Consider the following 13621-nt stretch of genomic DNA (forward strand, 5'->3'; position numbering starts at 1 on the left):
AGGGCGCCACGGCGCTCGCTCGCCGTTGCCGCTACCGGCCGGAGCCCGTCCTCAAATCAGCCCGCGGGTCGCCGCCTTCAACGTCGCGGCCGCGCGCGTCGAACATTCGAGCTTGAGGAACACGCGCTCGACATGCGTTCGCACCGTGCGCGGGCTGATGCCCAGCGCGCGGGCGACTTCCTTGGTGTTCTCGCCCTTGCTGATGCAGCGCAGAACCTCCAGTTCGCGCTCCGACAAAGCCTGCTCGCCGCGCTGTTGTTGCGGCGCCGCGGATCTCGAAGGCGCATGCGACATCGCGCAGGCAAGCAGCGCATCGACAACGTGCTGATCGAAGCGCCCCGCCTCCACGTCTTCCTTCATGCACCCCAGCGCCTCTGCTTCGCTGAACTCCGCCCGCCACGGACGCCGCGTGCGAAGAGCAACCCACCGCTCGGCCGCCGCGACGAACTGCGCCTCCGGCGGCATCGCCGTGCCCGACCGGCCGCGGAAGTAACCCGAGCCATCGCGCCGCTCGAAAGCGAAGGACGCGATTTCCGCTTCGGCCGCGAGCCCGTCGATTTGCCCGGCGGCGCGCGAAGTCCAGTACGGCACCAGCCGCATGCGCTCCAGCGACGAGGCCGGCAGCGGCTCGGGCGCGTTCCAGATCGCGTTGGGCACCGACGCGCGGCCGATGCCGTGGATCAGCCCGGCTTTGTACGTGCGGTGGCACAGGGCCTCGTCCAGGCCCGCGTGCGCGCTGCCGTCGCGCGCCAGCTGGGCCACGCGGCGGGAGTAACCCGTCATCCAGGGCAGCTTGAGATCGATCACGTCGCCCACCAGCTCCAGCCCGACGCGCTGGAGCATCGATGCGGGCTGGTCGGCCGCGTCGGTCCACGGCGGGGTGGGGGCGTCCAGCGTCTTCATCCACGTCGCGACGTGTGGCGTGCTGGCATCGACCAGCGCGCCGGGGTACACGCTGTTCGCGCGCCCGCGGGCCAGCGTGAGCGCTTCGTCGAGCCCGTAGAGGCGGCTGAAGATTTCGAGATCGCTCGCCAGCGCCACGACGTAAGTTGCGAGCGGCACCTCGTCGCCTTGCAGCAGGCCGGGCACGCCGCCGCCGTCGTAGGTCTCGAAGATCGCGCGCAGCGCCGCTTCGGTGTCGGGGAGAAGGCCCAGCGTGTTCGCGATATCGCCGGCGATTTCGCAATGGATGTTGGCCATGTCGAGCATCGCGCTCGGGATGGCCGCGCTGCGCGGCTGATGTTGTTGTTGATGCTGCTGCTGTTGTTGCTGCGGTGCTCGCGGCTTCTGCGATGCGAGCATGGCTTGCCGGCCCTGCACGTCGTCGTCCATGAAGTCCGCGAACTCCTGCGCGTTGGCCGTGCAGCCCGACCAGCGCAGCAGCGCGACGTGCCGGGCGGCCTCGACCTGCGAAGGGGCGCAGCGGGCTTCTGTCGCGATCATTCCCGCGAGCCACGCGGTGCGCAGCGAATGGTCGGTCGGCTGGCCCATGCTCAGGTCGCCGATGAAGGCGAGGGCGCGCACGGCGTCGAATACGGCGATGGTGGTGTCGTCTGGCATCACGGAGGCGGTGAAGAGGGGCAAAAGCACAGGATCGCACAGTCGATTTATTTCAAGGCGCCCTTGTCGGTCATTCGACCGATACCGCGATGGGGAGGGGCCAAACAGAATTGGCTGCAGCCGCTCCGCTCGAGGGGCGACGAGCTTTTTCTCTTCTCTCTTCTTCCTCTTCTTTCCAATCTCGCGGCCTCGACCGCCATTGCCATGTCAGACACGAATCAGTCGCCACTTCAACTTCAACCGCTTCTTCAACGAGCCGCGTGGCTGCGCAAGCTCTACTTCACGCGCGCCGCCTTTTCCTTTGTGTGGGTCGCGCTCGCCTTCACCGTCGCCAAGGGCTCGCCCATTTTGGCGACCGCGCTGCTCGTCGTTTACCCCGCATGGGACGCGCTGGCCAACCTGTGGGACGCGCGGATGACGGGCGGCGCCAAGGCCAACCCCACGCAGGTGCTGAATGCCTGGATCAGCGCGCTGGTCACCGTGGCCGTCGCGGTTTCGCTGGGGCTCAAGCTGCAGCTCATCCTGGCGATCTTCGGCGCGTGGGCCATCGTCGCGGGGCTGCTTCAGCTGGCGACTGCGATTCGCCGGCGCAAGAGCGACAAAGGGCAGTGGGTGATGATGCTCAGCGGGGCTCAGTCGGCGCTGGCCGGCGGGTTTTTTGTGGCGCAGCAGGGGAGTGCGGCGCCTGTGGTGCAGACGTTTGCTGGGTATGCGGCGGTGGGGGCTGTCTACTTTTTGATTTCGGGGCTGGTGATCTTGTTTCGGCGACCCAAGAGCGGGGCCAGTGGATTGGCTTCCAAGCAGGGCTGATGCGGTTATCGAAGCAGTCGATCGCTTCGGCGCAAACGGTCACCTCTGCGATAAATAGTTGTCGGACCGGCTGACTACCGCTGCTTTCGCTGCTGGATGGTGCGCGCCACCGTCATGCGATCAATGTCGTCCACCGACATGATGGGCGCATACATGAGATCGAGCGGATCGTTGATACGTTTCCAGCCCAAACGCATTTCCCCAACGATACGCAGGAGCATCTTCGCTACGCGGGTGCTCAGGACTTGCGGAGAGGCTCGCGATCCATCAGTGTTGTATTGAAGGCGCGCACTCGACAGCACCGAAGTGTTTTGCATAGGGCTGTGCATCGAAAACTGAAACCTGAAATTCCGACTCCTGGAATTGATATCACGGTCCGTTAGAACAATGAAATAGGTTCGCGGAGAGGCTTCGGGGAGCAGCGTTGCCGCCTTGGCACCGAGCGGAAAATAGTCCTCCGCAGCGTACTGATTGGTCCCTGAAAAAGGCTCGATGTTGCCTGGGGGTGTCCACAGGGTTGACTTGACCCATAACCCCGTTTCGACGGTGAGACCTCGGGCGATGTTGGCAACGACCTGCTCCGATATGTCATCGGTAGGGATGACGTAGAAGTGCACTGCATCGACAGGACTTGTGAGAGGCAGGCTTTGATTCTGGGCGTGTGCGCAGAACGAAAGCGGCAGGGCCAAGAGGAGGGGACGACGACGCATGGATCTTCCTTGGATGTCCGACGATGAATGTTCAGCCAGCACTAGCGCGATTGCGCGGTGTGGAAATGGGAGTGCCCGAATCTTTGCCTTTCTCTTCAGGCAGAGGCGCTTCAGTTTGCCCTCTGCACCTCATCCATAGGCCTGCCAATACGGCGACGTTTCCATATGAAGCCGTCTGCCAAATAGTGGTGAAAGTTAAAAATTAGATGCGCAATAAGAACGGTTGGAAATCCCAGCCAAAGCAGGCTTTCACCAATTTTATCGGCGACGACGTAAAAAATAGCGCCAAAAACTAAGCATCCTGAGAAAAATATGGTCGGGCGCTTCAGGATTCCAATCAATGATTTTCGAGGCGTCGCGGTGCTCGTCAATTCACCGGTGTTGTTTCTTTTCTTGATATCGCTTCGTTGTTGGCGATAGACGAATACCAGATACTGAATGTTGTGCCAAACATTGACGACCAGCCAGCCCAGAGTAATGTCATTGATCAATATATAGCTGACCAGCGAAATCAATAAGTGAGAAAACAAAAAACTGTTGAAGAGAGAGTTTTCCTTCTCTGCGCGTCTGCAATGCCACAGGCGTGCAGACCAGATCAATGCACCAACGATAGCCACAATTTCTATTGCAGAGGCTAACTCTTGCGGAACAGGAGGCAGCCAGATCGGATATCCCAAGAAACTATCGGGCGCCTGAGCGCTGCGATGCAAATATCCCCAAATGGGAAAAATATAGATCAAAAAATAAGGCAGCCCTTGATAAGGCACCTGCAGCCGGCGGTCGCAGCGTCTTGCTATTCCATAACTCTGGCGAGTCACGTGAAACGCCTGAAGCACAAAGTAGAGAGCCAGCAGCCCGGCCGCTTCATAAGCAAGAGCGATGATCGTCAAGCCCGCCGCTATTAAAACTGGGGCGGCAAAAATCAAAATCCAATGAGTCTTGATGCTCGGGGAAATCTGACGAATGCGCGTGTAGGTTGCAATGAGATGAGGATTGGCAAACAACCAAATATCAATATAAAGCACGGCCAGCATCATTGGGGCAGACAACGATGCCAATGCCCCGGCTGATAAAGCTACAAACAAATTGATAAATACCAGCCAATGCTCTTGCCGCGTCGCCGCAATACCGGTATTGCCAAATACGGTCTGCACCTGCGTCGTCATGTCACGGCGATCGGGGTGGGCGGAGGGCGGGGTGACCCAAGGGGTGCCAATTTGGCCGGCACTGTAAATCCGGAGCGAGGTCGCAAATAGCTTTCAAGATCAATTCGCATGTTTTCGAACGCGGTACTCCTGGCGGCCGAAAATCTGGATTCCAAGGTTGCGCGATCGAAAACTCCAGACAAACCCGCGGGAGGAAGTCGCTGGTAGGGATCGTAGTTTTCAGTGATCTCACACGGATAGCAGTGTCCGTTTGCATCGAACTGGCTGTTGATTTTTAATTTATAAACGGCGCCACCGTCTTTGGCTGGGTCTATAGGAAAGCTGAAAATCAGATCGAGTTCGGAAGATTTCAGGTTGACGTCATTCTCAATCGGCGTAAAGCCAGCACTCCGGTATGCATTGATCAAACGCTCCTTGAGATCGGGCAAGCCGATGCCGGTATAGGAGTTGCCGAATAGATTTTTTTCCCCTTTCCACTGGGGCTTGTAATTGAAGCTGAACGACGGCGCCAGATGAGTGCGACCGCTCAATTCGATATTTGAATACGCTTTGTCGATTGCCGGTAAGAGAAGCGAGGTCAGCTTGTATTGCATCATCCAGGGCAGCGCCTTCATTTCCTGCTCGTTGCTGATTTCAGTGAATCTCAAAAAGCACGGATTGCAATTTCTCCTACTGTCCAACAGCGACTCGTCGATGGACACAAGAATCGTCGGATTTATCTCCGTTTTCGGATTGATGATCAACTCAAAAAGAATAACCGTGGGCTTGTCTTTTTGCGAATTTGCAGAAACGAAGGTGAAACCCGATTCCTGAAAAGCCTTGCGCACCATCGATCTGAATTCGGTGGTGCTCATATTCCCATAAGCAGCCACGGGGAGAGCAGTTCCTTGCTTCTTGTGAGTTAGATCTAGAACACTCGATGATGGCCATTGGGAGAAAGCAGCCGCGCCAGCTAGTAAACAGAGTCCGCCAATTAAAGCTTTGCGAACACCAGAAGTAATAGACATGTGATGCTTCATTTAAAGAGAGCGGCGGCCGGTTGAATCCGCCGCCGCATGCTGCCATAGGGGGCAGCGATCCGGGGACCTGCGCATGCTCCGTCAGCCGGAGCATGCACACATCAATCAGGCTTGCCCAGCCCGCTCGCTCAAACACCGCTGATGCAACTCCGCCGCCTGATCCACCATATCCGCCGCGAGCCAGATCACGTTCTCCAGATGCTTCGGCCCGTCGCCGCGGGACCAGTCGATGCCTTCGCTGTAGCAGCACCACAGCAGCGACTTCAACTGCTCCAGCCTGTTCTCCAGAAGGTCGGCCGCGCTGGGTCCGTCCGTGATGGTGGGGGCGGTGCCGGTGGTCGACTTGTCACGGGGTGCCGGTGCAGGGGGCCCGGCCATAATTCGTTTAGCCATTTGTTGTGCTCTCTTTCAGAGTAGTTGCACGTCATGTGGTTAGACGGCTGGGGTGCTGACACATCCCGGCCGTCGCCTTTTGTGCCTCGCGTTTTCCATCGAGTGCGCATGGCACCGATGGCCCGCCGCGAGGCGAAGCGGTCATCTTTCAGAAAAAAAAGCGCGTCGTATCAGCGCCTTCATTGCTCCATACAGTGCGTCGCCGAGCGACAGGGGCGTCCACTTTAGAGAGAGACCGCGCGGGCGGGGAAACTGAATGCGCTAGTAAGTCGCGGATCGCACAGGTTTCGTTTGCTCGTTGCTCGTTGCTCGTTGCTCGTTGCTCGTTCGCTCCATCGCTCCATCGCTGCGCGTGGCCGACAGCCGATGCATGCAGCTCAACCGATCAGCCGCCCGATCACGAGTACGGAACGAACTTCAATCGCAGTCGCGGCCTCGATCAGCCGCACACGATTCCAAAGCCCCCAACAGCGCTAGGAAGACCGACTCTCCCGCGGTATCCCCGTGACAGTGACCGGCGAAGGCGCGCGTGTGGCGCGCTTGAAGATCGAAGGCGAAATCCCCGTGTGCTCCTTGAAAAAGCGCGAGAAATTCCCCGGGGCCGAGAACCCGAGGTCGAGTGCAACGTCGGTGAGCTTGCCGCCATCGCTCACCCTGCGCATCGCCTCCTCGACGCGCACGCCGCTCCAGAACACCTGCGGCGTCGTGTGCAACTGGTCGCGGAACAGCGCGAAGAAATGCGCGCGCGAAAGGCCGACCTTGGCGGCGATTTCGTCGATCGTCGTTTTCTCGGAAACATGCGCGCGCATGTGCGCGATGGCGGCACGCAACCGGTGGTCGAGCGTCACACCGATGCCGCCAGCGATCGGCGCCGCATCGCCACCCGTGGCGGAAGCGGCGATGGCCGCTTCGAGCAGCCGCTCGACCTCCTTGTCGATGTGCTCGCGTGCCGCACCGGTGGAGATCATCAAATCCAGCACGCGCCAGCACGAACGCCGCAGCGCATCGCCGATGGGCACGCGCGGTGACGGAAACCGAAAGCTCCGGTCCTTCGCCAGGCCGAGTTCGTCGAGCCAGTCCTTCTTGATCATGAAGACGATGAACAGGCTCGATCCGTTGTCCTCCAGTCGAACCATGTCGTGCGCCTCGAACGCGTTGACGCCGAGCGCCACGCTTTCGCTGTAGCCGACGACTTCGGTGCCGACATGCGCGCAGGCCCGCGCGCCGCCCAGCCAGAGGGCGAGCTGTGTTTCGGAGTGCGCGTGCGCCACCAGGTTGGCGCTCGCCTCCAGGACGATCGCGGTGCCGAACGCGCCTTCGTGGAGTGCATAGGCTTCCTGCATCTGTGCGCTTCATCGAGTTGGTTTCGGGCGATTGTTCTCCCGTGCGGCGCCGGCCCGCGTAGCGCATCGGGTAAGTCCTTAGAAGCACACCAGACGATTCGATACGCCGCCGGATCGGCCGATAAGCGCCGCCGGCCCGCGATTTCTAAAGTTGGCGCATCGCTAAAACACAGGAGCAAACCTTCATGCGAATCGCCACTTTCACGAGCGAGGGCCACCGCAAGGTGGGCCTTGTTTCCGCCGACGGCAAGACCGTCACGCCACTGCAACTCACGCCGGAGCAGGCAGACAGCGGCGTGCTGACGCTGATCGAAATTCTCGCCAGGGGCGGATCGCTTCCGGAAGCATCGGGGCCCGCAGTCGACTTGCGCGAAGTGGTGCTCGATGCACCGCTGCCCAAACCGCGGCGCAACCTCTGGTGCGTCGGCCGCAACTACCACGCGCATGCCAAGGAGCTGTCGGCATCGGTGTTCAAGGACAACGCCGCCAAGACCGATGAGTGGCCGATCGTGTTCACCAAGGTGCCCGAGTGCGTCGTCGGGCCGCACGACGAGGTGCTGGTTCCCGCGGGCGTGTCGGCGCAGATCGACTACGAGGCCGAACTGGCCGTGGTCATCGGCAAGGGCGGCAAGAACATCGCGCGCGACGCCGCGATGTCGCATGTGTTCGGCTACACGGTGGTCAACGACGTGACGGCGCGTGACGTGCAGATGCGCCACGGGCAGTGGGACCTGGGCAAGTCGTTCGACACCTTCTGCCCGATGGGCCCGTGGATCGTCACGGCCGACGAGTTCGACGGTACGAAGACGCGCGTGCGCTGCTGGGTCAACGGCGAGTTGCGCCAGGACGGACCGACCGAGAACATGATCTTCGACATTCCCACGCTCATCGAGACGATCTCGCGCGGCATCACGCTCTACCCCGGCGATGTCATCGCCACCGGCACGCCGGCCGGCGTGGGCATGGGCATGAACCCGCCGCGCTACCTGCGCGCCGGCGACGTGGTGCGGGTCGAAATCGACCGGCTGGGCGCCATCGAGAACAAGTTCGTCTGAAGGGGCTGCACATGACGACTCAAGTTTTGAACGGCCTGACTGTCGAGGTCGATGGCGAGGGCGAAGCGCTGCTGTGCATCCACGGGCTGGGCGGATCGTCGAACAACTGGACGCCCATCCTGCCGGCGCTCGGCGGTTTTCAGCGCATCAGGCCTGACCTGCCGGGCAGCGCGCGGTCACCGCTGCCGGCAGACGGCACGGCCTTGTCGATCGATGGCTATGTGGATTCCATGCTGCGGTTGCTCTCGGCGCTCGAGGTCGCATCGGTGCATGTGATGGCGCATTCGCTCGGAACCATCGTCGCGCAGCATCTGGCGGTGCGGAGCCCCGGCACCGTGAAATCGCTGGCGCTGTTCGGCCCGCTGGCGGCGCCACCGGATGCGGCGCGCCCCAACATCGCGGCGCGTGCCAACGCAGCGCGCGGCGGGGCCGCTGCCATGCAGGAGATCGCCGATGCGATCGTGAAGGGCGCGACGAGCACGCAGACAAAGGAGCAGCAGCCGGCGGTGCTCGCCCTGGTGCGCGAGAGCGTGATGCGCCAGCCGCCCGAGGGCTATGCGCAAAGTTGCGAGGCGCTGGCCGAAGCTCAGTCGGCCGCGCTCGAACGCATTGATGCGCCGACGCTCCTGGTCACCGGCGACCAGGACGGCGTGGCCCCGGTGGCCAACGTCCAGGCGATGCAGGCACGCATCGCCGGCAGCCGGCTCGTCGTGCTCGAGGAGTGCGGCCACTGGACCACCTTCGAGCAACCGCAGCGCTGCATGCAGGCGCTCGAAGCCTTCTACGCGGCGCTTCGTTGAGACATCAGCCGATTCGATTTAGGTAACCCATTGCCGGCACCACAAGCCGGAGGAGACAACGATGACCCGTATTGCATTCACCAATGTCCGCATCTTCGACGGCTCGGGCGAGGAGCCCTACGCCGGCGACCTTCTGGTCGAGGGAAAACGCATCGTCGAGGTGGCGCGCTTTCCCCAGCGCGTGAGCACCGACGACGCGCGCGTGATCGATGGCAAGGGCCGCTTTCTCATGCCGGGCATGACCGAGGCCCACACGCATTTCTCGTGGAACGACCAGCCGTCGCTCGCGGCCATCCAGTTCATGCCGCCCGAGGAACACATGCTCTGGTGCGTGCGCGTTGCCAAGCGCTACCTCGACATGGGGTGGACATCGGCCATCGGCGCGGCTGCGGCGAAACCGCGGCTGGACGTGGTGCTGCGCAATGCCATCGACGCGGGCGAGTTCCCGGGGCCGCGCTACCTCGCCGGCAGCCAGGAGATCACGACCATCGGCGCGCTGGGCGACAACACGCTGCCGCACATGAAGTTCGAGGAGCTGAGCTTCGGCAGCGTGTGCAGCGGGCCCGAAGAAATCCGCAGGTCGGCGCGCACCTTCATCAAGTACGGGGTCGACCATCTGAAGATCAACCTGTCGGGCGAATACATCGCGGGCTTGCCGGCCGAAATGTCGCCCTTTGCCGAAGACGAAGTCGCCATGCTCGCGCAGGAGGCCAAGCGCTACGGCAAGCGCATGGCGGCCCACGCGCGGTCGAGCGAATCGGTCAAGCAGTGCGTGCGCCACGGCATCGAGATGGTCTACCACGCGAGCTTTGCGGACGAGGAGGCGCTCGACATGCTGGAGGCCGCGAAAGAAAAGCACTTCGTCGCGCCCGGCATCGGCTGGCTGATTCGCACGACCTACCACGCGGCCGAGTACGGCATCACCGAGGCCGTGGCGACGCAGATGGGCTACAAGCGCGAGCTGGAGATCGCATCGGCCTCATTGCGCGAGATGCACAAGCGCGGCATCCGCATCCTGCCGGGCGGCGACTACGGCTTTGCATGGATGCCGCACGGCACCAATGCCAACGACCTTCAGTACTTCGTCGACTACATCGGCATGACGCCGAAGGAGGCGCTGATGGCGGCAACGCGGCTGGGCGGGCAGATCATGTTGCGGCCCGACGAGCTGGGGCAATTGAAGGCGGGCTTTCTTGCCGACATCGTCCTGGTCGATGGCGACCCGCTGCAAGACCTGTCGTTGCTGACGGATCCCGCCAAGGTGCAACTGGTCATGAAGGACGGCGTGATCCACAAGGACTGCGCGACGCCCGTGCCGTCGCATGCCGCGCTGCATCTGGAGGGTGGGGACACGCCGCTGCGGGAACAAGGCGTCAAGGAGCCTTGGCTGAGATGCACTGACTCCTGCGGAGCCGGCTGCTCGCTCATGGTCGCGGCGAGCAGCCGCCTTCAATCGTTGACGCATTCCAGCTGTCCGGAACGGGGGTTCGGTCCCTGCTTGCCAGGGCCAGGGCCGGTGGCTGGCAGGCCGTAATCGGCTTTCACGTCGGCGTTGTCTACAGGTCGGAAGCCCGCGGCATCGAGTACCCAGGCATCGAAATAGTTCGACGGGTTCATCGGCGTCGTGCCATTGCTCTTCATGAACGCCGTAAGCAACGGAACCTCCGATTCGAGGTAAGGGAAGTGCAGCCCGTATTCGAGCTTGTAGCCCACGCTCACGCCATCGACCAGGGTGGCGCGGGTGCCGAGATGGTGGGGCTGGAAATACTTGATGCCGAAAGCCGGCATCAGTACGCGCGCCTGGTTGACCACGCGCGATTCGGGGCCACCTTGCCAGACATCGATGTTGGGCACCTTGGCCGCGCGCACAGCGTCGGCGAGGTTGGAGAAAGGCGCGCCGTAGACGGTCTCCGAAGGCGTGCCCTTGCCGACGACACGGGGGATGAAGAGGTCGACGCCTCCTGCGCCGCTGTCGGAGGCATAGAGCGTCAGTACCTTGTCCTTGTTCTTCGTCTGTGCAGTGACGAGAAATCCAAACGTCTCCACACCTGTCGTGCCGTTGCCGGCCTGTCCACAGTCCAGGCTGTGCAACCAGCGCACCACGCGCACGGTCACGAAATCGTTCATCTTCAGTGTTTCGCCACCCTTGAGGGTGGTGCACTGCGATTCGGGGTTGCCATACGCGAGCACAGCTGCGCAAACGGCGGCGGGGGCGTAGATCGGCTTTCCAGTTTGCTTGGCGTACTCAGGGATCTGCAGGGCGTGATCGCCATGCTCATGGCCTACGAGAAAGAAGTCGACAGTCCCGCGCTTGGTCAACGCCGTCAAAGCCTTCTGGACGGCTGCCGGATTGGGTGTGCGACCGGAGTTGACGACCTCGCCGTCCAGGATGAAGCCAAGGTCGCCGACCTGATAGTGCCAGTTGCTGATGCCGAACCAGGTGGTCCGAAGGTCCGACGGAGCCTTTGCGAGCGGATCGACCGGCTCCTGAGCAGGCGGCTCGGCGGGTGTGTTCGGGACCGCGGCAGGCGGCGTATTGGCACCGATGCCGATCAGGGGCAGACCGTTGTTGTCGGAGCCGCCACCACATGCGGCCAACGTCAAAGTCAGCGCCGCGGCGGCCGCAAGCGAGGTGTACGCAAACATTCTGAGTTTCATTTTTTGCCTCTGTATTTTTCAGATTGATTCTTCGATGCCACTCTGCAAAGTCAGCCTGGCGCAAAGACCGGCTGGGGACAGAAAGCGAATCCAGGACCGCCTTCCAGCAGAGCCGCAATCGTGTCGTTTGCAAGCTGTCGAAGTGCTGTCAACGCGGACAGTTGGGCGTCGGTACAAACCCTGCGCGTGTCGATCCGTCGCGGGTGGTGGCCGCGAGCCCGGCCAGATTTCACGCTCGTGCGTCAGGTAGCGTGGAGGCGACAACGCTGGGATAGCTACTGCGTTCGGCCCGCAGAGCCGGTGCCTCGACCGACTGCTCACGGCTCACGGCATAGGCCGTCCGTCGAATGCACAACGGCTCGTGCCCGTCCTAGCATTCCGGGCGTCGCCGCTTCTTACGTCATTCCGACGTTTCCGATGAAACAGCTCGCCTTCCTCGCTGCAATGGCCGCGCTTTTTTGCACGGCCGCGTTCGCCGCCGCGCCACCCGAAAAAGACCACCCCCTCGTCGGCCGTTACGAAGGCGCGGTGCTCGACGGCACCAAGGTCACGGCGTACGACGAGGTCGGGCTCATCAAGGAGCCGTTCCAGAACTGGGGCGGCGGCAAGCCCGATCTGCTGAAGCTCGAGGGCAAGGTCTCGCTCTATCACTACAAGCTGCCGGCCGGCCGCTCGCTGCTCGAAGTGCAGCGCAACTATGAGGCGAGCCTGAAGGCTAAGGGCTTCGATGTGCTCTTCACCTGCGGCACCGCCAACGCCTCCTGCTACCAGAAGCGCCCCAACAGCGTGGACACCAACACGCCCTACGACTTTGCGCTCGCCTTCGACGACCCCGAGTGGCCGCGCCTGGGCAAGAGCGGCGACTACGTGCGCAACTACTTTTCGGTGAGCGGGCGTTACCTGCTCGCGAAGAAGACCGGCCCCACCGGCACCGTGTACGCGAGCATCGCGCTGGCCGAGCACAACGCCGATGTCGGCAGCCACGCCTTCGTGCGCGTGGTCGAAAGCAAGGCGATGGATGGCGACAAGATCGTGTTCGTCGATGCCTCGGCCATGCAGAAGAGCCTGGCAGAGACGGGGCGCATCAACCTCTACGGCATCCTGTTCGACCTGGACAAGGACGTGATCCGTCCCGAGTCGCAGCCCACCCTGGACGAGATGACCAAGCTCATGCGCAACAACCCGCCGCTGAAGCTCTCGGTGGTGGGGCACACCGATGCGCAGGGCGAAGCGAAGCACAACGACGACTTGTCCAAGCGCCGCGCAGTCGCGGTGATCGGCGTGCTGGTGAAGGCGGGCGTGGACCCGCGGCGCTTCACGACGCGCGGCGCGGGTGCGGCGGAGCCGGTGGCGCCGAATGACAACGAGGCGGGGCGGGCGAAGAACCGGCGGGTGGAACTGGTGCGGCTTTGAGCTGGATCAAGCCTTCAACACTGCGAACTTCGTAGCCCAGTTCCCCGGCGCGGCATCGACCAGCGCGTTCAGGTGCGCCTGCAGGCGGTCGGCGATGCCCGTCAGCGTCGTGCCTTCGGCCAGCGGTTCGTTGCCGCTGATGACGTCGATCCATTCGTCGGCATCCTCGTCGCCGGCTTCTTCCGGCACTTCCCATCCGCCTGCGGCACCGAGCAAGTAGCGCAGGTGGTACTCGATGGCGAAGCCCGGCTCGACCGTGCCTTCGCGGCGCACGCGCGCAAGGCTTGCGATGGCCGCTGCCAGCGACTCGGTGCTGAAGCTGCGGCTTTCCTCTTCGGTCGCCAGCTCCGAGCCATCGACGGCGTAGCCCGCGAGTTCGCGCCAGTAGGCCTCGTTGTGCGTGCCGTCGCGCTGCGCCATGTACTGGCTCGCGAAGCGCGCGGCGAGGTCGATGTCGGCGATGAGGGGCGAGAGCACGAGGTCGCTGCTGAAGTCGAAGCCGAAAAAGTACATCGTGCCGTCGAGCGTCACCGCCTCGATGGCGCCGACGTGTCCCTTGCGTCCGGCAAGGGGCAGGGGGACGGCGGGGCCGGTCTCGGTGGAGGCGGCGGTCGGGGCCGGCGGTTTTTTCTTCTTGAAGAAATCGAACATCCGAAGATCCTTTGGGGGAGTTCAGGTCAACGCGATGCCCGCA

13 protein-coding genes are annotated in these 13621 nt (G+C 62.5%); 5 read left to right on the forward strand and 8 right to left on the reverse strand.

Annotated features, from left to right (window positions below; all coding sequences use genetic code 11):
* Positions 1 to 51 precede the first annotated feature (51 nt).
* On the reverse strand, positions 52 to 1560 hold the full coding sequence (locus QFZ83_RS08745) for an HD domain-containing phosphohydrolase (RefSeq protein ID WP_307505086.1): 1509 nt from the start codon (positions 1558 to 1560) through the stop codon (positions 52 to 54).
* On the opposite strand from QFZ83_RS08745, the gene QFZ83_RS08750 reads away from it, so the two are divergent.
* On the forward strand, positions 1471 to 2370 hold the full coding sequence (locus QFZ83_RS08750) for a DUF308 domain-containing protein (RefSeq protein WP_373457497.1): 900 nt from the start codon (positions 1471 to 1473) through the stop codon (positions 2368 to 2370). The genes QFZ83_RS08745 and QFZ83_RS08750 overlap by 90 nt on opposite strands.
* Positions 2371 to 2444: 74 nt before the next feature.
* Here the strand turns inward: QFZ83_RS08750 and QFZ83_RS08755 are convergent, their stop codons facing one another.
* The 5 genes from QFZ83_RS08755 to QFZ83_RS08775 all read right to left on the reverse strand — a co-directional run bounded on the left by QFZ83_RS08755 (position 2445) and on the right by QFZ83_RS08775 (position 7001).
* Positions 2445 to 3080 (reverse strand): hypothetical protein, encoded by a 636-nt coding sequence (locus tag QFZ83_RS08755; RefSeq protein ID WP_307505089.1) that lies wholly within the window; start codon positions 3078 to 3080, stop codon positions 2445 to 2447.
* 110 nt (positions 3081 to 3190) lie between these two features.
* On the reverse strand, positions 3191 to 4246 hold the full coding sequence (locus tag QFZ83_RS08760; RefSeq protein ID WP_307505093.1) for a hypothetical protein: 1056 nt from the start codon (positions 4244 to 4246) through the stop codon (positions 3191 to 3193).
* Positions 4243 to 5253, reverse strand: a complete 1011-nt coding sequence (locus QFZ83_RS08765) for a hypothetical protein (protein WP_307505096.1) — start codon at positions 5251 to 5253, stop codon at positions 4243 to 4245. Before QFZ83_RS08765 ends, QFZ83_RS08760 begins: the two co-directional genes overlap by 4 nt.
* 117 nt (positions 5254 to 5370) lie before the next feature.
* Complete coding sequence (locus tag QFZ83_RS08770) at positions 5371 to 5658, reverse strand: hypothetical protein (protein ID WP_307505098.1); 288 nt, start codon at positions 5656 to 5658, stop codon at positions 5371 to 5373.
* Between the two features lie 473 nt (positions 5659 to 6131).
* A complete protein-coding gene (locus QFZ83_RS08775; RefSeq protein WP_307505101.1) occupies positions 6132 to 7001 on the reverse strand; it encodes a helix-turn-helix domain-containing protein in 870 nt (289 codons plus the stop codon).
* Positions 7002 to 7186: 185 nt separating this feature from the next.
* Between QFZ83_RS08775 and QFZ83_RS08780 the strand changes: the two genes are divergently transcribed.
* The 3 genes from QFZ83_RS08780 to QFZ83_RS08790 all read left to right on the forward strand — a co-directional run bounded on the left by QFZ83_RS08780 (position 7187) and on the right by QFZ83_RS08790 (position 10390).
* The gene (locus QFZ83_RS08780; RefSeq protein WP_307505103.1) at positions 7187 to 8056 is read left to right on the forward strand and encodes a fumarylacetoacetate hydrolase family protein; all 870 of its coding nucleotides are present in this window, start codon (positions 7187 to 7189) and stop codon (positions 8054 to 8056) included.
* A gap of 11 nt (positions 8057 to 8067) precedes the next feature.
* A complete protein-coding gene (locus QFZ83_RS08785; RefSeq protein WP_307505107.1) occupies positions 8068 to 8856 on the forward strand; it encodes an alpha/beta fold hydrolase in 789 nt (262 codons plus the stop codon).
* A gap of 61 nt (positions 8857 to 8917) precedes the next feature.
* Entirely contained in the window at positions 8918 to 10390 is a 1473-nt protein-coding gene (locus QFZ83_RS08790; RefSeq protein ID WP_307505110.1) for an amidohydrolase family protein, read from the forward strand.
* Here the strand turns inward: QFZ83_RS08790 and QFZ83_RS08795 are convergent.
* On the reverse strand, positions 10306 to 11514 hold the full coding sequence (locus QFZ83_RS08795; RefSeq protein WP_307505113.1) for an MBL fold metallo-hydrolase: 1209 nt from the start codon (positions 11512 to 11514) through the stop codon (positions 10306 to 10308). The two genes, QFZ83_RS08790 and QFZ83_RS08795, sit on opposite strands and share 85 nt — an antisense overlap.
* Before the next feature lie 417 nt (positions 11515 to 11931).
* Here QFZ83_RS08795 and QFZ83_RS08800 point away from each other — a divergent pair, with 417 nt between their 5' ends.
* On the forward strand, positions 11932 to 12927 hold the full coding sequence (locus QFZ83_RS08800; protein ID WP_307505115.1) for an OmpA family protein: 996 nt from the start codon (positions 11932 to 11934) through the stop codon (positions 12925 to 12927).
* A gap of 6 nt (positions 12928 to 12933) precedes the next feature.
* On the opposite strand, the gene QFZ83_RS08805 is transcribed toward QFZ83_RS08800, so the two are convergent.
* The gene (locus QFZ83_RS08805) at positions 12934 to 13578 is read right to left on the reverse strand and encodes a hypothetical protein (protein WP_307505117.1); all 645 of its coding nucleotides are present in this window, start codon (positions 13576 to 13578) and stop codon (positions 12934 to 12936) included.
* Positions 13579 to 13621 lie beyond the last annotated feature (43 nt).

It is taken from the genome of Variovorax sp. W1I1 (assembly GCF_030815625.1).
In the GTDB taxonomy this organism is placed as follows: domain Bacteria; phylum Pseudomonadota; class Gammaproteobacteria; order Burkholderiales; family Burkholderiaceae_C; genus Variovorax; species Variovorax paradoxus_C.